At 73.3% G+C, this 17,973-nt stretch carries 14 protein-coding genes; 13 read left to right on the top strand and 1 reads right to left on the bottom strand.

The window, feature by feature from the left end:
* Nucleotides 1-629 precede the first annotated feature (629 nt).
* The 8 genes from ssd (at nucleotide 630) to FED44_RS01805 (ending at nucleotide 8,162) form a co-directional block, all read left to right on the top strand.
* Nucleotides 630-1,715, top strand: a complete 1,086-nt coding sequence (gene ssd, locus FED44_RS01840; protein ID WP_138459523.1) for a septum site-determining protein Ssd — start codon at nucleotides 630-632, stop codon at nucleotides 1,713-1,715.
* Nucleotides 1,712-2,902 (top strand): TadA family conjugal transfer-associated ATPase, encoded by a 1,191-nt coding sequence (locus FED44_RS01835; RefSeq protein WP_111700487.1) that lies wholly within the window; start codon nucleotides 1,712-1,714, stop codon nucleotides 2,900-2,902. Before ssd ends, FED44_RS01835 begins: the two co-directional genes overlap by 4 nt.
* On the top strand, nucleotides 2,889-3,647 hold the full coding sequence (locus FED44_RS01830; RefSeq protein ID WP_244301661.1) for a type II secretion system F family protein: 759 nt from the start codon (nucleotides 2,889-2,891) through the stop codon (nucleotides 3,645-3,647). The genes FED44_RS01835 and FED44_RS01830 overlap by 14 nt, the downstream gene beginning before the upstream one ends.
* An 85-nt stretch (nucleotides 3,648-3,732) precedes the next feature.
* On the top strand, nucleotides 3,733-4,482 hold the full coding sequence (locus tag FED44_RS01825) for a type II secretion system F family protein (protein WP_244301660.1): 750 nt from the start codon (nucleotides 3,733-3,735) through the stop codon (nucleotides 4,480-4,482).
* Between the two features lie 235 nt (nucleotides 4,483-4,717).
* Complete coding sequence (locus FED44_RS37005) at nucleotides 4,718-5,173, top strand: DUF4244 domain-containing protein (protein WP_244301659.1); 456 nt, start codon at nucleotides 4,718-4,720, stop codon at nucleotides 5,171-5,173.
* Nucleotide 5,174: 1 nt separating this feature from the next.
* Entirely contained in the window at nucleotides 5,175-5,831 is a 657-nt protein-coding gene (locus FED44_RS01815; RefSeq protein ID WP_138459522.1) for a TadE family type IV pilus minor pilin, read from the top strand.
* The gene (locus tag FED44_RS01810; RefSeq protein WP_138459521.1) at nucleotides 5,828-6,217 is read left to right on the top strand and encodes an Rv3654c family TadE-like protein; all 390 of its coding nucleotides are present in this window, start codon (nucleotides 5,828-5,830) and stop codon (nucleotides 6,215-6,217) included. The genes FED44_RS01815 and FED44_RS01810 overlap by 4 nt, the downstream gene beginning before the upstream one ends.
* Before the next feature lie 307 nt (nucleotides 6,218-6,524).
* The gene (locus FED44_RS01805; RefSeq protein WP_138459520.1) at nucleotides 6,525-8,162 is read left to right on the top strand and encodes a hypothetical protein; all 1,638 of its coding nucleotides are present in this window, start codon (nucleotides 6,525-6,527) and stop codon (nucleotides 8,160-8,162) included.
* Between the two features lie 270 nt (nucleotides 8,163-8,432).
* Here the strand turns inward: FED44_RS01805 and FED44_RS01795 are convergent, their stop codons facing one another.
* Nucleotides 8,433-11,042 (bottom strand): DEAD/DEAH box helicase, encoded by a 2,610-nt coding sequence (locus tag FED44_RS01795; RefSeq protein ID WP_244301658.1) that lies wholly within the window; start codon nucleotides 11,040-11,042, stop codon nucleotides 8,433-8,435.
* A 146-nt stretch (nucleotides 11,043-11,188) separates the two neighbouring features.
* On the opposite strand from FED44_RS01795, the gene FED44_RS01790 reads away from it, so the two are divergent.
* From FED44_RS01790 to FED44_RS01770, 5 genes are all read left to right on the top strand, one after another.
* Nucleotides 11,189-11,539 carry an STAS domain-containing protein gene (locus FED44_RS01790; RefSeq protein WP_030506779.1) on the top strand — a complete coding sequence of 117 codons (351 nt, stop codon included), beginning with the start codon at nucleotides 11,189-11,191 and terminating at the stop codon, nucleotides 11,537-11,539.
* A 19-nt stretch (nucleotides 11,540-11,558) separates the two neighbouring features.
* Nucleotides 11,559-11,987: an ATP-binding protein gene (locus tag FED44_RS01785; RefSeq protein WP_111700492.1), complete on the top strand. Its 429-nt coding sequence runs from the start codon at nucleotides 11,559-11,561 to the stop codon at nucleotides 11,985-11,987.
* Between the two features lie 456 nt (nucleotides 11,988-12,443).
* On the top strand, nucleotides 12,444-14,777 hold the full coding sequence (locus FED44_RS01780) for a sodium-translocating pyrophosphatase (RefSeq protein WP_138459519.1): 2,334 nt from the start codon (nucleotides 12,444-12,446) through the stop codon (nucleotides 14,775-14,777).
* 221 nt (nucleotides 14,778-14,998) lie between these two features.
* Entirely contained in the window at nucleotides 14,999-15,484 is a 486-nt protein-coding gene (locus FED44_RS01775; protein WP_244301657.1) for a SixA phosphatase family protein, read from the top strand.
* Nucleotides 15,485-15,553: 69 nt separating this feature from the next.
* Nucleotides 15,554-17,968, top strand: a complete 2,415-nt coding sequence (locus tag FED44_RS01770; RefSeq protein WP_138459518.1) for an FUSC family protein — start codon at nucleotides 15,554-15,556, stop codon at nucleotides 17,966-17,968.
* Nucleotides 17,969-17,973 lie beyond the last annotated feature (5 nt).

Here is a 17,973-nt window from a genome sequence, read left to right as displayed (position 1 = left end):
CCCTTTTTACGTCCGAATCCTCGGGATGGAAAGCCCCGGGCGCGGAAGCTTTACCGAGAGTATGCGACTTTCATGGTGCTTCATCCTCTTTAGGGCCTTTTTTCCTGATTGTGACGCCTGTGAAGGATGAGGCGAAGCGGGGCACGTGATGCGATGCGCCCCCTGGCGCACCGTTGCGATTGCGCGTGTTCACATGTAACACTGACTCGGAGAAAAAATTTTACTCAAATCGGTGGCGGGCTCGACCTACCTCTCCCGATCAGGCAGCATACGGGTGCGTCTCCCCCCAGAGGCGGCATCTGTGTCATCGGAGCGGCGGACCTCTTGCCACGCCCCGGCTTCGTGTTTAAAGCTTTCGGAATAACGGCCCGGCTCTACCCCCCCAGAGCCGGACCCACGGCGACCCCCGCTATCCCCCCCGGCGGGGGTCGCCTTTTTTCTCCAGTCGGCTCCGGCCGGTCTCCGTGCGCTCTCCGATCGGTCTCCCATCGCTCTCCGCCGTGGCCCCGCGTCCGAGATGGTCGCGGCGTCGTCCACAGGAGGCGCGTCGTCCACAGGACCCGGTCCGCGCCCCGCCGGGGTTCCGGTCCTGCCGCATCGTGGTGCTCCCGGACGACAGGGAGAAGCCGATGCCACGCCCGCTGGCCGTAACCGACGATCAGGAACTCCTCGACGATCTGCTCCGCATCGCCGCCGCGGCGGGCGTCGAACTGGACGTCGCCCAGGCGGCCGCCCATGCCCGGCCGTACTGGATCCGGGCGCCGCTGGTCGTGGTCGGGGCCGACCTGGCGGACGACCTCGCCGTGACCGGCCCGCCGCCCCGGCCGAACGTGGTCGTCGTCACGCGGGCGGCCGGCGATCCCGACATGTGGCGCAGGTGCGTGGCCGTGGGCGCGCGCACCGTGCTGGAGCTGCCCGAGTCCGAGCGGCTTCTGGTCGAGGAGTTCGGCGACGCGGCCGAGCCGGAGACCCGGGCCGGGACGGTCGTCTGCGTCGCCGCCGGCAAGGGCGGTGCGGGCGCCACCGTCCTCGCCGCGTCCCTGGCGCTCACGGCGTCGCGTCGCGGGCTCCGCACGCTGCTCGTCGACGCGGACCCGCTCGGCGGCGGCATCGACGTGCTCCTCGGACAGGAGGAGGCGCTGGGCGCCCGCTGGCCCGACGTCGCCGGGCGAGAGGGCCGGGTGAGTTATGCCGCGCTCCAGGAGGCGCTGCCCACCTTCGGGGAGCTCACCGTGCTTTCGGCGCACCGCGGGGAACCCGTGCGTATCCCCCGCGAGGCGATGCGCGCCGTGCTCGACGCCGCGCGGCGCGGGTGCGACCTGGTCGTCGTGGACCTGCCACGCCATGTGGGGGAGGGCGAGGCGGAGGCGCTGACAAGGGCGGCGGCGACGATCGTCGTCGTCCCCGCCGACCTCCGGGGAGCGCTCGCCGCCGCCCAGACCGTGACGCTGCTGCGCCCCGGGACGGGCGACCTGCGCCTGGTGATGCGGGCCGGATCGCTGGACTCCCAGGTCGTCGCGGCCTCCCTCGCCGTTCCGTGCGCGGGCGTGCTCCCCGAGGTACGCGGACTGGCCGAGATCCTGGATCGGGGAGACCCGCCGCCGCTGGGCCGCGCCCCGCTCGGGCGCTTCTGCGCGCATCTGCTCGACTCGCTGCCGGGCGGGCTCGGCGCCGGCCGGGCCGGGTGGTCGCCTGCGGGGACGGAGGGCCGATGAGCCGCGAGGGCCCGGCGACCGTGCCCGGCGTGAGCGCCGACCTGGTCGAGGCCGTCCGGGTACGGCTGTCGCACGCCCACGCCGCGCCCACTGCCGCCCAGGTGGCCGCGGCCCTGCGGGCGGAACGCGCGGTGCTCGGCGACGCCGAGGTGCTCGCCGTCGCGCGCACCCTGCGTGCCCATCTCATCGGCGCCGGGCCGCTCGAAGTCCTGCTGGCCGAGCCGGGTGTCACGGATGTGCTGGTCAACGGGCCGCGAGAGGTGTGGGTGGACGACGGGGACGGCCTGCGCCGCACGGGAGTGACGTTCTCCGGGGACGACGAGGTGCGCCGCCTCGCCCAGCGCCTGGCCGCGGCGGCCGGACGGCGTCTCGACGACGCCTGCCCCTACGTGGACGCCCGGCTCGCCGGTGGCGTGCGGCTGCACGCGGTGCTTCCCCCGATCGCCGCCGAGGGGACCTGCCTGTCCCTCAGGCTGCCGTCGCGGCGGACGTTCGCGGTGGAGGAACTCGCCGAGGAGGAGGGCGCCGCGTTCCTTCGGGCGATCATGGCGGCGCGGCTGGCGTTCCTGGTCACCGGAGGGACTGGCACCGGCAAGACGACCATGCTCAGCGCCATGCTCTCCCTCGCGGGTCCGGACGAGCGCCTGCTGCTGGTCGAGGACAGCGCGGAGCTCCACCCGGCCCACCCCCACGTCGTACGGCTGGAGGCCCGGCCGCCCAACCTGGAGGGCGCGGGCGGCGTGGGACTGCGCGATCTCGTACGGCAGGCCCTGCGCATGCGGCCCGACCGCCTGGTCGTGGGCGAGGTGCGCGGATCGGAGGTCGTCGACCTGCTGGCGGCGCTCAACACGGGTCACGAGGGAGGCTGCGGCACGCTGCACGCCAACAACGCCGCGGACGTGCCCGCCCGGCTGGAGGCGCTCGCCTGCGCGGCGGGGCTGTCCCGGGAGGCGGTGCACAGCCAGATCGCCGCCGCCCTCGACCTCGTCGTCCACCTCGTACGGGAACCAGGTGGCGGCCGGCGCCGGGTCGCGGAGGTCTGCGTCCTCGAACGTGGGCCGTCCGGCCTGGTGACGGCGGTGCCGGCGCTGGCCTTCGACGCGGAGGGCCGGGTGAGCCGGGGGCCGTCCTTCGGCACGCTGCGGGACCTCTGCCCGGAGCCGGGAGGCCGACGTGCCGCCCGCTGACGGCCGGTTCCTGCCCTTGGAGCTGGTCGCGGTGCTCGCCACGGCGCTCGCCGCCTGGCTGTGGGCCGGGCCGGAGCCCGCGGCGGCGCGGCTGGCCCGTCTCACCGGCGCACGGCGGGGGACGAGGGCCCCCGGCCGGTTGTGGACGGCACTCGCCAGGCCCCCGCGTCCGGGCGCGACCGCCGCGGCCTGGCGAGCGGTGTCCCTGGAGCTGTGCCAGGGCCTCGCGGCCGAACTGGCGGCGGGCCGGCCCCCCGGTGACGCCCTGGCGCGGGCCGTCTCGTCGGTGCGGCCGCCGGACCCCGCGGCGCTCGACCCGGTTGTCGCCGCCGCGAGAGACGGCGGTGACGTCGCGGCCGCTCTGCTCGCCGCCGCGCCGGCCCGAGGCGGGGAGGGGCTGGTCCGGCTGGCCGCGTGCTGGCGGGTGAGCGTGGCCGCCGGGGGTGGTCTGACCGCGCTGGTGGAACGGGTGTGCGTGTCGCTGCGGGAGGCGCAGGCGCATCGCGAGGAGGTGGCGGCCCAGCTTTCCGGACCCCGGGCGACCGCCCGGATGCTGGCGGGCCTGCCCGCGCTCGGGCTGCTGATGGCCGCGGGTCTCGGCATGAACCCCTTGTCGTTCCTGCTCGGCGGCCCGGCGGGTCTCGCCTGCCTGGTCGCCGGGCTCGCCCTGGACGCCGCCGGCCTGTGGTGGACCCACAGGCTCGTCGCGCGGGCGGAGGAGCCCCCGGGCTCCGGCCCGCGCTGACCGGCAACAGGGTCGGGCGCAGGGGAGCGGGTGTTCCTGCAGGGAGAGGCGGCGACGCATGCCGCCGGCGGAAGGGCGATGACGGATGATCTGCGTGCTGGCCGGGGTTCTGACGACGCTGGCCGTGCTGGCGTGGCCCGCTCGTCCTTCGGCCGCCGGGCGTCTCGCCGCCATCGCGTCGCCGCGTACACGCGGGGAGGCCGGCGCGATGGCGCGCGCGCCGGAGGGCGAAAGCATGTCCCGCCGGGGAGCGGCCGTAGCACTGCCCGTGGGGTTCGCGCTCTTCCTGCTGGTCGGAGGGCCCGCAGGCCTGGTGACAGGAGTGGCGGCGGCCTCGGGTGTCTTCATCGCCGTCCGTCGTCGGGAGCCCGCCGAGGCCGGGCGGCGGCGGGCACGCATGGAGGCGGATCTCCCGTTCGCCGTCGACCTCATGGTCGCCTGCCTGCGGGCAGGGCAGCCGATGAGCGGGGCCGTGGAGACGACCGCCGCCGCGATGCCGGGTCCGGTGGGCGAGCGGCTGACCTGGGTGGGCGCTCAGTTGCGCCTCGGCGCGGCCCCGGAGGACGCCTGGGCCGGGCTTTCGGCCGAACCCTCGCTCGCCGCCCTGTCCAGGGCCATGGTCCGTGCCGCTGCGAGCGGCGCGCCGGTAGCCGACGTCCTCACCAGGCTCGCCGACGACGCCCGACGAACCGCCAGGGCGACGGCAGCGGCGGCGGCACGACGGGTGGGCGTCCACGCCGTGGCTCCGCTCGGGCTCTGCTTCCTCCCGGCCTTCGTCCTCCTCGGAGTAATACCCATGGTCGCGGGCCTGGCGGGTCAGATCCTCCTGCCGTGAACAGCCTGTGGACATCGCCATCCACACCTGTGGACAGTGCGGGGTGCGGCGGTTCGACGAGGCCGTCATGACCAGCGTGATCGGCATTCATGCAGGGCTGCGGTCCTTGTGGAGAACGCGCTCGGCGGGAGCGTTGTCCACAGAACCGCGTTCGGCCCGAACGTGGTCGTCCGTCCTGCCGCAACCTGGCCTGGACGAGGGCGGACGAGCCGCCCCACACGGGTCAGGAGGACCGATGAGCAGGCACGCGGCGGCGACCGGCCGGACGAGCCGGACGGACAGCGAGCCCCGGCGGCGATGGGCGGAGGGCGCGGGCCGGCACCGGGCACGCTCAGGACGGTGGGCGGTGCTCGGCGATGCCGTGTGGCGGGTGCTCGACCTCGCCTGTGGGCGAGGGGCGTGGCTCGTCGGCCCGGCCGTCGTCGCGGCCATGGCGTCCGGGCCGAAGCGAGGATGGCCGAGTATGCGGCGAGCCGTCGGAAGGGCCACGAGCCGGGCGCGGAAGCTGGGCATCCAGTGGGTGGTGCAGGCGAGGACGAGGGCCGACGCGGGCATGTCCACCGCCGAGTACGCCGTCGGGACGATCGCCGCCTGCGGCTTCGCCGCACTCCTCTACAAGATCGTTACCAGCGCGGAGGTGCGGTCCATGCTGGCCGCGCTGATCCAGAAGGCCTTGAAGCTGGCCGCCTGAGATGCCCGGGACGACGCGCCGGCGGGAGCGCGGTTCGGTGACGGCGGAAACCGCTGTCGCGCTTCCGGCACTGGTTCTGGTCCTGACCGCCTCCCTGTGGGCGGTGGCGGCCACGGACGCCCAACTGCGATGTGTGGACGCGGCCCGGGCGGGCGCCCGGGCCGCTGCCCGGGGCGAGGCGCCGGAACAGGTGCGTGCGGTGGTCCTGCGACTGGCTCCGGCGGACACCACTGTGTCCGTCGCTGCGGGAGCGGGCACCGTCCGGGTCGAGGTGACCGCGACCGTCCGGCCGCTGTGGAGGTCGTTCCTGCCCCCGGTTCGCCTCAGGGCGAGCGCCGTCTCCGACACCGAACCCGGTGTCCTCCCGCCCCCGCCAGGATCGCTCGGGTCTGCCAACCGCACGCCCGCCCAGTTCACAACTCCGCCTGGGTCGCTCAGCTCCACCAACCGCACGCCCGCTCGGTCCATGCCGTCGACTCCGCGCGGAGCGCCAGGACCCGCGACCCCGGCTCTGCCGCCGCTGTCCATGTCGTCGGGTGCGCCCAGAACGTCCGGAGCGCTGACGAGACGGGAGCGGGACGCCGGCCCGGGCGAAGCGCACGGTGGCGGCCGCTCCTCGCCCCTCCTGGACGACGTCGGAACGCAGGAACGCCGATGAGGGGCTCGCCCGCCGGTGCGGACGTGGGGCGTCCTGCCCGGGAGCGGGGCTCGGCGACCATCTGGTCGATCACCTTGATGGCCGTCGTCTGGCTGGCGGCGATGGTCGTCGTTCAGGTGGGCCTCGCGCGGGTCGCGCGGCACCGGGCGCAGAGCGCCGCGGACCTCGCCGCGCTCGGCGCCGCCCGCTGGACCCTCGCCGATCCGGGGGAGGCGTGTGGCCGGGCACAGGTCATCGCGGTGGCCAATTATGCGTCCCTGCGGTCCTGCGCCATCTCGGAGAGCGTCGCGGAGGTCGCGGTGTCCATACGGTTCGAGGTGCCGCTCCTCGGCACGGCGACGGCTGTCGCGTCCGCGACGGCCGGCCCGGCCGGTGCGACGGCATGAGGGGGGAGCGGGTGTCAGTGAGCGGGCGGACAAGTCGCCGCCCACGACGGTGGTGGCACTCGGCGAGGCGTAGTCGGCACGGCCACGCGAATCGAGGCCGTCGACCAGCGGCTTACTTGACGGACGGCACGCGGCGCTTTTCAGATCTTCCGCGATATGAAACTACTTGTGTCGCAATAGAATCACATCTTCTTAGACATAACGTCCAAGAGGGGGCGGCTGGCATAAAGTGCCCCGTACTCTCAGTCGCCCCACGCCTTCGGCCGGCCGAGGCAGGGGTGGACGGTTCTCCACGAAGGGATGCGTCGTGACCGGGGTTCCCAGGCTTGGTACCGCGGCGTTGATCGTTCCGATCGCGGTGGTGTTCGCGCTGCTGGCGGGCGCCTCCCCGGCAGCGGCGGACGGCGAGATCCTGTCTCCTTCGAACGGGCAGGTCGTCAAGGCGCCCGGCCCGGTGGCCGTGTCCGCCAAGACGGACTGGTACCAGGTGAAGATGTCCCTGTTCGTCGAGGGCCCTTCCGTGTCCCGGCAGGAGATCGCCTCCGGGGGAGCGAACCAGACGATCAGCGGATCGTTCGACCCGGGTGACGCCCCCAACGGCACCTTCACGGTGACCCTTCTCGGCGAGGTCACGCACAAGACCTATGCCACCTCGACCTTCGTCCTCAGCCGTCCGCCCGAGGCTCCCTCCGGCGTCGGAGCGCAACTGAAGAACGCCACGACCGTCCTCGTCAGCTGGGCGAAGGGCAGCGAGCCCGACCTCCAGAAGTACGAGATCACCTCGGCGAAGGCCGGGAAGTCCGGCTCCGTGACCGTAGAGTCCGCCTGCCCCGGCTCCACCTGCCGGGCGAGCCTCACGCTCCCGGCCAGGACGGCCGGGCAGAAGGTGGACGTCAGCGTGCGCGCGGTGCGCGCGGACGGCGTCGGCGGCACCATCGCCTCTTCCCCCTCCGCCCCCGTCTATGTGACGGTTCCGGCGCCGAAGGCGTCCCGGAGCCCCTCTGCCACACCGTCGCCGTCGAAGAGGCCCGATCAGTCGGCGGTCACGTCACCTGCCGCGAAGACTCCGAAGACCCACCTTCCCACCACGGTGCCGAACCCCGAGCCCAAACTGCCGAAGGACGGGGAGCTCACACTGCCGGAGGCGAACGGTGGAAGCGACCAGACCGAGCCGGTCCTGGTGCCGGAGCAGACCGAGGCGCCCAAGACGACCGCCCAGTCGTCCTTTCTGCCGCTCGGCGGCCTCAACTTCGGCGTGTACGTGGCGATCGCCGTCGTCCTGCTGCTCATCGGCGCCAATCTCGGGGCGTGGCTGCGGCGCAAGGGCGTGACCGGCGACACCACGGGAGACGGAGAACCCGCCGCCGCCCGGCCGAAGCCCATCATCGGCAGATCGAGCGCCGGGGCTGGGGACGCAGCTGACGCCGGCGGTGCCGCGACGGCCGGCGGCGTCGCCACCGCGAAGAGCCGGGGGAACGCACCCACCCGTCGCCCCGCCGTGATCCTGGCGACGCCGAAGAGCCGCGGAGGTCAACCGGAGGCGGAGGCCGACACCCGGTCCGGCTCGGACGCGGCCCACACGCCCGACACGAGCGGCGAGATCACGCTGCCCGGCCATGGCCTCGCCGTGTCCCCGACCGACACGGAGCCGGAGCCGGCGCTGGAAACGGGGCAGGGGACGCAGACGGAGCAGGTGACGGAGACGGACCGGGAGCACCGTGAGCCGGGTGACGGGCGCGCCACCCCGGCACGCGTGCCGGTCGAGCAGGTCCCGCTGGTTCCGGCGGCGACGGTACCGGCCGGGTCGGTGGTTCCGGCCGGGACGGTGGCGGCGGGCGCGATGGCCGGCGGTCAGTTTCCGGATCGGCCGCTGCGCCAGCCCGAGCCCGACGTGTGGACCGACGAGGACGACGATCCCTACTCCGGTCGCCACCGCGACTTGTGACCGCCACCGCGACTTCTGACCGCCGCCGTGACTTCCGGCCGCCGCCCGGGACCGCGGCCTGTGACCCCACCAGGGGCCGTGACCTCGGGCCGTGACCTCGGGCCGTGGCTTCGGGTGGTGGCCTCGGGCCATGACCTCGGGCGGTGACCTCGGGTGGTGACCGCCTTCCGCTGCCCCGCCGGTCCCCGCCGCCCGCGCGCGGCTCACCGCTCCAGCGAGGCTCCGGCCCGCGGGCCGGGACAGCGGGACCGGCGGGGCGACCAGGGAATCTCAGGGGCCCAGGAGGACGTCGAGAAGGCGGATGGCCCCTGCCTTGTCGAGTGGTTCGTTGCCGTTGCCGCACTTCGGGGACTGGATGCAGGACGGGCAGCCGCGGTCGCACTCGCAGGAGGCGATCGCCTCCCGCGTCGCCGTCAGCCAGTCGGACGCCCGGGCGTACCCCCGCTCGGCGAACCCCGCGCCTCCGTCATGGCCGTCGTAGACGAAGACCGTGAGCAGGCCGGTGTCGGGGTGGAGCTCCGTGGACACGCCGCCGATGTCCCAGCGGTCGCAGGTCGCGAAGAGGGGGAGGAGACCGATGGCGGCGTGCTCGGCCGCGTGCGCCGCCCCGCCGAGGTCCACCGCGTGCCCGGCCGCGGAGCCGCCGGCGTCCGCCAAGCGCCCCGCGGACCGCGACCCGGGATTCGCCGAGCGTCCGGCCGACCCCGACCCGGGATCCTTCGTGCGTCCTGCGGACCGCGACCCGGCGTCCGCCGTACGCTCCGCTTCTCCGGCGTTCGCGGGGCGGCCTTCACCGCGCAGGCCGGCGAGGGCGGGGTCGGGTAGCGTCCACCAGACCGCGCGGGTGCACAGCGTGCGGGGCGGGAGGTCGAGGGGCTCCTCGCCGAGCACCTCCCCGGTCTGGGTGCGGCGCTTCAGGTACGAGACCACCTGCCGGGTGACCTCCACGGACCCGAAGTGCAGGGTGCCCGGGCCGAGGTCTCTCGAACGCAGTGACTCGATCACCCGGATGTCGGTGACGTCCCGCGCGAAGGTCGCGTAGTCCGGTTCCGCGGCGGTGACCAGGGCGACTCCGGCGTCGAGGTCGAGCAGGTCGACCACGAACGTCTCGCTCTGGTGCAGGTAGACGGCGCCCGGATGGACCATCGTGTGCGACGAGGGCTCGTCGACCGTGCCCAGCAGGCGGCCCGTCGACGCCTCCACGACCTGGACCGGGGCGCCGCCCGAGCCCCGGATGTCCGCGAGGTCGGCCGCGTTGTCCCGGCTGGTCCAGAACCAGCCGGCGGGCCTTCTGCGGAGCAGCCCCTGGTTCACGAGGTCGTCCAGCGCGTCCCGCGCCGAGGGACCGAAGATCTCCAGGTCCTGTTCGCCGAGCGGGATCTCCGCGGCGGCGGCGCACAGGTGCGGAGCCAGCACGTACGGATTGTCCGGATCGAGGACGATGGCCTCCACCGGGCGCCCGAACACCGCCTCCGGATGGTGGACGATGTAGGTGTCCAGGGGATCGTCCCGGGCGATCAGGACCGCCAGCGCGTCCTGCCCGTCGCGCCCGGCCCGGCCCGCCTGCTGCCAGAGTGAGGCGCGCGTCCCCGGCCATCCCGCGATGAGGACCGCGTCGAGCCCCGACACGTCGACGCCGAGTTCGAGTGCGTTGGTGGTCGCCAGGCCGGTCAGCTCCCCCGACCGCAGGGCCTTCTCCAGCACCCGGCGGTCGTCGGCGAGGTAGCCCGCCCGGTAGGCCGCCACCCGGTCCGCCAGCCGTACTCTCCGAGCGACCGCAGGAGCCGCCGCTTCCGCCTCTTCCGCCTCCGCCGGTTCGCCCGGTTCGTCCGGCAGCGGGGACGCCCAGGGGTGGTCCTCCCCGTACGGCGGATCGTCGTCGACGAGGGCCTCGACCTCCTCCAGGGTGTGCCGCGCGGACAGAGCCACGGCTTCGGCGGCGCGGCGGGAGCGGACGAAGGCGAGCGTGCGGACGTCCTCGATCACGAGGTCGGCCAGGAGGTCGGCGGCCTCGGCCGTGGCCGTACGGCGGACCGGGGCGCCGCTCTCCCCGCGTAGATCGGTCAGAGGCGGCTCCCACAGGGCGAAGGTGGTCGAGCCCCTCGGCGACGCGTCCGTGGTCACCTCGGCCATCTCAAGGCCGGTCAGGCGCATTCCCGCGGCGGCGGGGTCGCTCGCGGTGGCCGACGCCAGCAGGAACACCGGGGACGCGCCGTACTTGGCCGAGACCCGGCGCAGCCGGCGCAGGATCTGGGCGACGTGCGAGCCGAAGACCCCCCGGTATCCGTGGCACTCGTCCACGACCACCAGGCGCAGCCGCCGCCAGAAGGACGACCAGGACGCGTGCCTCGGCAGGATCGACCGGTGCAGCATGTCGGGGTTGGTCAGCACATAGTTGGCGTTCTGCCGGACCCACCGGCGTTCCTCCGGCGGGGTGTCCCCGTCGTACGTCGCGGCGCGCACCTGGGTCAGCCGTAACCTCCGCAACGCTCGCAACTGGTCGGCGGCGAGTGCCTTGGTGGGGGTGAGGTACAGCACGGTGCCGCCGGAGAAGATCTCCGTGACGGCCGGGACGACGTACGCCAGTGATTTTCCGGAGGCGGTCCCTGTGGCAATGATCACGTTTTGGCCACGTTTAACCAGCTCGGCGGCGTGAAGCTGATGTTCCCACAGCCCTTCGACCCCCTGGAGGCTCAGTCGTGCGACCAGGAGATCGGGGGCCCAGTCGGGCCATCTTGCCTCACCCGCGTGACGTGCTGGAACATGCTCCACATGGGTCACGCGCCCCCGGCGTGCGGGAACCGCGAGCAGACGGGTGAGAAGGTCGCCTGTTCGGGCAGAGGACGAAGAAGTCGGAGTCACTGGTTTCCAGTTTGGCATCTGCGGGGAGAGTCGCCCGGAGTCGTGATTTCGTATAGACACGGAGTCGTAGCGTGGTTGAATGCCGCGCGTCGGGGTCGTGCTTCTGGACTACCAGGATGCAGGACCCGTATGGAGACCTACGCAAGTAAGGCGCTGGAGGATCTGTGGATCTGAAGTTGGACCACCATTCCGAGGACAACCTCACCATCGTCGATGTCGAGGGTGAGATCGACGTCTACACCGCGCCCAGACTGCGTGAGCTGCTGATCGACCTGGTCAACAAGGGCAACTTCCACCTGCTCGTGAACATGGAGAAGGTGGACTTCCTCGACTCGACGGGCCTTGGCGTGCTGGTCGGCGGTCTCAAGCGCGTGCGGGCGCATGACGGCTCCCTGGAGCTCGTCTGCACACAGGAGCGCATTCTGAAGATCTTCCGTATCACGGGCTTGACGAAGGTCTTCGGGATCTACGCCTCGGTCGAGGAGGCCAAGGAAGCCCACGGCCGGGACAAGTGAGGGCCGGGGAACCAGCACCATGGCCACCGTCGAGCTGACGTTCACCGCCCTGCCCGCCCATGTGCGTACGGCCAGGCTGGTCGCCACGGCCATCGCCAGGCGCACCGGGGTGGCGGAGGCGATCCTGGACGAGGTGCGGCTCGCCGTCGGAGAGGCGTGCTCGCGGGCCGTGGAGGCACACCGCCTCCACTGCCCCGGGGAGCCCGTACGCATCGAGTTACGTGACGACGCGGGGCGTTTCGAGGTGACGGTCACCGACGCCGCTCCGGGCGACGACGTGATGCCTCAGGTCCTGGAGGCGAACGGCAGCCTCATGCCCGAGATCGACAATCTGGGCATCGCGGTCATCGCGGGGCTGGCGGACGACGTCGAGGTACTTCCCGGGCCGAAGGGCATGCGCATCCGCATGAGCTGGCCCGCCTCCGCCAACGGCGTCGCCGCGTTCTGACTCCCGCGTTCCGGCTCCGGCTCTCCGGCTCCGCGCGCCGACCACCGTACAGATCGAGTGTCGCCCCCGGCGTGACACTCGATCTTTTGGTATGCCCGCGTTCCGATGGGTCCGCCGGCAGGTATCGACAGAGGTTCTGGTTGTCCGAAATCCAGAGCAAGGATGTGTCGTAACCAGGGGAATGCCGCCGGACAAGATCCTGACCGCGCTGGTCAAAGCACCTTCATAGTGGTGCAAATGTTCGTTCATCATCGGACGCCGACCCGATTCCCGGGCACGAGGGCCTTCATATCCGCGGCGTCGCTGCGTAGACTCCCGGCACCGGCCAAGGTATTGCGGATGCAACCGGAAGCGGCACTTGCCAACCGCCCGGGGAGTGCGCCGCACGGCCAGAGGGTTCGTCCGTAGCGTCGTCCGGGCAGGAGGACCGAAACCCCGTCTGGCCGAGGAGGACGGATGTCTGCCTATCACGCCGCTGGCGAAAGCACAGCGGTAGCTTTGAACGGTTCCCATCTCACCCTTGTCATCGTCGTCGCCGTCGTGGCGCTGCTCGCTCTGGCCGTAGCGGGCGGACTGGTACGAGAGGTGCTCGCCGCCGGGCAGGGCACCGAGCGGATGCAGAACATCGCGCGGGCGGTGCAGCAGGGCGCCGCCGCCTATCTGACGCGGCAGTTCCGGACGCTCGCGATATTCGTCGTCATCATTCCGTTCCTGCTTCTGCTGCTTCCGGCCGGCTCGACCGGCGAGCGGATCGGCCGATCCGTGTTCTTCGTCGTCGGCGCGGTGTTCTCCGCTCTTACGGGATTCATCGGAATGTGGCTCGCCGTACGCGGAAACGTCCGCGTCGCGTCCGCCGCCCGGGAGTCGGGCGAGCGGGTCGCGATGCGGATCGCGTTCCGGACCGGCGGTGTCGCGGGCATGTTCACGGTCGGCCTGGGCCTGCTGGGCGCCGCGATCGTGGTGCTGGTCTACAAGGGCGACGCGCCGAACGTCCTGGAGGGCTTCGGCTTCGGCGCCGCGCTGCTCGCGATGTTCATGCGGGTCGGCGGCGGCATCTTCACCAAGGCCGCCGACGTCGGCGCCGACCTGGTCGGGAAGGTCGAGCAGGGCATCCCCGAGGACGACCCGCGCAACGCGGCCACCATCGCCGACAACGTCGGTGACAACGTCGGCGACTGCGCCGGCATGGCGGCCGACCTGTTCGAGTCGTACGCCGTGACCCTGGTCGCCAGCCTGATCCTGGGCCGGGCCGCCTTCGGCACCGAGGGCCTGGTCTTCCCGCTGATCGTCCCCATGATCGGTGTGATCACCGCGGTCATCGGCATCTTCACCACCGCCCCCCGCGCCAGCGACCGCTCCGGGATGTCCGCCATCAACCGCGGCTTCTTCATCTCGGCCGCGATCTCGGCGGTGCTGGTGGCCGTGGCGGCGTTCGCGTACCTGCCGTCGAGCTTCGCCGGCCTGTCCGGCGCGTCGCCGGACGTCGCCGCGCTCACCGCCGACCCGCGGCTGATCGCCATCGGCGCCGTGCTCGTCGGCCTGGTCCTGGCCAGCGCCATCCAGATCCTCACGGGCTACTTCACCGAGACCAACCGCCGCCCGGTCCGGGAGATCGGCGAGAGCTCGCTCACCGGCCCGGCCACGGTCATCCTGTCCGGAATCTCGGTCGGCCTGGAGTCGGCGGTCTACTCGGCGCTGCTCATCGGCGGCGCGGTCTACGGCGCCTTCCTGCTCGGCTTCGGCAACGTGACCGTGGCCCTGTTCGCGGTGGCCTTGGCCGGCACCGGTCTGCTGACCACGGTCGGCGTGATCGTGTCCATGGACACCTTCGGCCCGGTCTCCGACAACGCGCAGGGCATCGCCGAGATGTCGGGCGACGTCGAGGGCGAGGGCGCCCGCGTGCTCACCTCCCTGGACGCGGTCGGCAACACCACCAAGGCCATCACCAAGGGCATCGCGATCGCGACCGCCGTGCTCGCGGCGACCGCGTTGTTCGGGTCGTTCCGTACGGCGGTCGAGGGCGAGCTGGCCAAGGCGTCGCAGGGCGTGAAGAACGCCCTGGGCTCGTTCGCGGACTTCAGCCTCTCGGTTGACGCCCCGAACGTGCTGGTCGGCCTCATCATCGGCGCGGCCGTGGTGTTCCTGTTCTCCGGCCTCGCGATCAGCGCCGTCGGCCGCGCCGCCGGCCGGGTCGTCTACGAGGTGCGCGAGCAGTTCCGCACCAAGCCGGGGATCATGGACGGCAGCGAGCTGCCGGACTACGGCCGGGTGGTGGACATCTGCACCCGTGACTCGCTGCGCGAGCTCGCGACGCCCGGCCTGCTGGCCGTGCTGACCCCGATCGCGGTCGGCTTCGCGCTCGGGTACGCGCCGCTCGGCGCGTACCTCGCCGGCGCCATCGCGGCCGGCACGCTCATGGCGGTGTTCCTGGCCAACTCCGGCGGCGCCTGGGACAACGCCAAGAAGCTGGTCGAGGACGGCCACCACGGCGGCAAGGGCTCCGAGGCGCACGCCGCCACCGTGATCGGCGACACCGTCGGCGACCCCTTCAAGGACACCGCCGGCCCGGCCATCAACCCGCTGATCAAGGTGATGAACCTGGTCGCGCTGCTGATCGCCCCGGCCGTCGTCACGTACGCCGACAACGTGACGGTGCGCGTGGTCGCGACGGTCGCCGCGGTGGCGGTCGTCGTGGGCGCCGTGGTCGTCTCCAAGCGCCGGGCGACGACCATCGCCCCGTCCGGCGAGGCCGACGCGGCCGCCCGCGCGAGCGAGCCCGTCGCGCACTGACGCCCGAGCGGGCCGTCACACTGACGGCCGTACGGCGCGCTCGTCCGAAGGTCCCCTGCTTGGTCAAGCGGGGGACCTTCGTCCGTACACTGGGCCGTTATGGACAAGCCGAACGGGGGCAGGACGCTCGCGCTGATCCTGCTGACCATGGTGGCGATGCTCGCCCTGATCGTGGGTCTCGCCGTCTGGGCGATGCCGTGAGCGATGCCCTGAGTGAAGCCGTGAGCGATGCCGTCACCGAAGCCGTGAGCGTCCGCACGCTCGTCGTGGTGCGGCACGCCCAGGCGGGCCACGCGCCCGGTCTCCCCGACAGCGAACGTCCCCTCACCCCCCGCGGCGAGCGGGACGCGCGGGCGGCCGGCGAGGAGATCCGGCGGCTCGCCCCCGCGCTCGTCCTGTGCTCGCCGTCGGTCCGCACCCGCAGGACGGCCGAACTGCTCGCCCCCGGCGTCCCGGCCGAGATCGAGCGGGACATCTACGAGGCCTATCCCGACGACCTCTTCGACGTGCTGCGCCGTACGGACGCCGAGATCGCGTCCCTCGTGCTCGTCGGCCACAACCCCGGCGTCCACGAACTGGTCACGGCGCTGACCGGCACCCGGCTCGACGGCTTTCCGACCTGCGCGTACGCGGTGATCGAGATCGGCGTGCCGTGGGAGGAGGCCGGGCCGGAGACGGGACGGCTGATCCGCGTCGGCCGTCCCTGACGCGCCCGGCCCTCCGTCCCTGACGCGCACCGGCTCCGGCCCGTCCCGGGGTGATAACGCTCGCGGATCGTGGGTAGGGACCTGCTCCTGCCGCTCCGGAACATCGCATTCGCCAGGGCGCCGAGGCTGGAGGATCCGCGCCTCGCGCTCGGCTTCGGCCTGACCGGGGCCTGCTGCCTGGTGGTCCCGTTGCTCGTGGGCATGCTCACCGGCCATCCGGCCGGCGGCGCGACGGCCGGGCTCGGCGCGTGGCTGGTGGCGGCTCGGGCCATCGCGAACCCCGCGAGCGTGCGGACGCCCTACCTGCTCGGGGCGGTGGTCTCGGTCGGCGTGGGAACGGCGCTCGGGGTCCTGGTGTCGGGCAGCAGCCTGCTCATGATCGGCGCCGCCTCGGCTCTGGCAGGGCTCGGCGGGCTGGTGCGGCCGATCGGCGTCACACCGGCGCTCACGCTGCTGCTGACGGCCGCGAACCCGCTGCCGCTCGACCCCGTGCCGCACACGGGCCTGCAACTGCTCGGCGGGCTGCTGTCGGCCGTCCTGCTCACGCTGCCCTGGCCGTGGCGGCGCACCCGCCCGGTCATCACGACGCTGAACGAGGTGACCGCCGCCCTGGCCGCGCTGGCCGAGGCCGTGACCGGCCCAGGGACAGCGCCAGGGACCGGCCCAGGAAACGGCCCAGGGACAGCGCCAGGGACCGGCCAAGGCACCACAGGCTCAGGCACCACAGGCCCAGGCCCGGGGACAGGGTCGGTGACCGGCCCCGCCGCCGATGCCGCCGCCCGGAACACAGGCCCGGACGCGCACTCGGACGCGGACCCCGCCGCGGTGCGTAAAGCGGACTCGGGCCGGGACTCGGGCCGGGACGAGTGGGACGCGCGCCGCCGCGCGGCGGCGGACGCGCTCGCCGAGGTCGGCACGGCCCGGGCCCGGCGGCTGCGCCGCGAACGCTCGCGGGCGGCGGACGAGGTCGCGCTCGCGCTTCGCCGGGTGTTCCACGAGATCGTCGCGTTGCGCGGCCTGTCCGACACACTGCGGCGCCGGGCGCCCCGTGCGATGGAGGAGGCCGGCATCGCCGACCTGACCGCGTCGCTCGCCGGCGCGCTGCGGGCCTACCTGGCCGACTGCCCTCCGCTGCGGGAGCCGGTGGTCGACTTCGGCGCCCGGGTCGACCGGCTGCGCGAGCGGATCGCCGGCGGGGAGCGGGAGATGGTCGTGCTCGTCCTGCTGCGTCAGGTCGCCCACAGCGTGGGGCGGATCCAGGCGGCGCTGGACGGGGCCGCCGCGCAGGCCCGCCGCCTCTGCGCGCCCGGGTTCGACGTCTCCCGGCTCGACGTCTCCCGGCTCGACGTCTCCCGGCTCGACGTCTCCCGGCTCGACATCAGTGGGCTCGACGCCGCCGCGCGCGGCCTCGCCGGGCTCGCGGCGCCCCCACCGCTCGCCTTCGACGACCCCCGGGTGCGGCACGCCCTGCGCGTCGTCCTCGGCACGGCCTTCGCCTCGGTCGTCATCGTGCTCTTCAAGCCCGCGTTCCCGCACTGGCTGGTGATCGCCGTGCTGGTCACCATCCAGCCGACGTACGGCGAGACGCGGGCGAGGGTGTGGGCGCGGGTGGGCGGCAGCACGGTCGGCGGGCTGGTCTCGGCCGCCGTGCTGCACCTCACGCCGGGCCACTGGGCGCTCGTGGCGCTGATCGGGGTGTCGGCCGCGCTGGCGTTCGGCCTGGCCCCGACCCACCAGGCCTACTGGGCGACGTTCATGACGATGTGCGTGCTGCTGCTGCTCGACTTCCAGGTGCCGCAGACCGCGCGGATCGCCGAGTCGCGGGTCGCCCTGACCCTCGCGGGCGGGGCCATCGCGATCGCCTGCACGCGGCTGCTGTGGCCGCGGGGCGAGACCCGGCGGCTCGCCGATCGGGTGGGCCGGATGCTCGGCGCGCACGCCGCGGCCGCCCGCGCGCTGGCGCAGCTGGCGCGGGGGAGGACGGGCGCCGATCGGGCCGAGGCCCGGATCAGGAAGGCCGGGGTGGACGCGGAGATGGTCGCGGGCGCGCTCGGCTACATCGCGAGGGAACCGGGCGGCACCGCCCCGGAGGCAGTCGGCGGCGCCCTCGACGCCGCCCAGCGGGTCCGCGACGACCTGCTGACGATGTTCTCGCTGCTCCGGGACGAGCCGCTCGGGGCGGGGCCGGTCGCCGACGTCCTGGACGCCGTGGCCGGGCAGCTCCAGTCCGCCTCGCAGGCCGTGCAGGCGGGGGAGCCGTACGAGCCGGGCGCGGGCGTGAGCCGCGGGCTGGCCGACGACGCCCTGTGGGTCGGCGGGCAGGCCGAGCGGCGGCTCGCCGAGCTGGAGTCGGCGCCGGAGGGCGCCGGGTCACGCCGGGCGCTCCTGCGGACCGCCGCCGCCGACCAGGCGCTGCGCTCGCTGGACGCCGACGCCGTACGGCTGTGCGCCGCGGTGGGCGGCGCCTTCGTGACCGTACGGTGAGGGAC

The sequence above is a fragment of the Microbispora triticiradicis genome, from assembly GCF_005864065.1.
Lineage (GTDB): Bacteria > Actinomycetota > Actinomycetes > Streptosporangiales > Streptosporangiaceae > Microbispora > Microbispora triticiradicis.
Note: the sequence above shows the minus strand (reverse complement) of the source record. Positions and strands in the feature narration are given on the sequence as shown.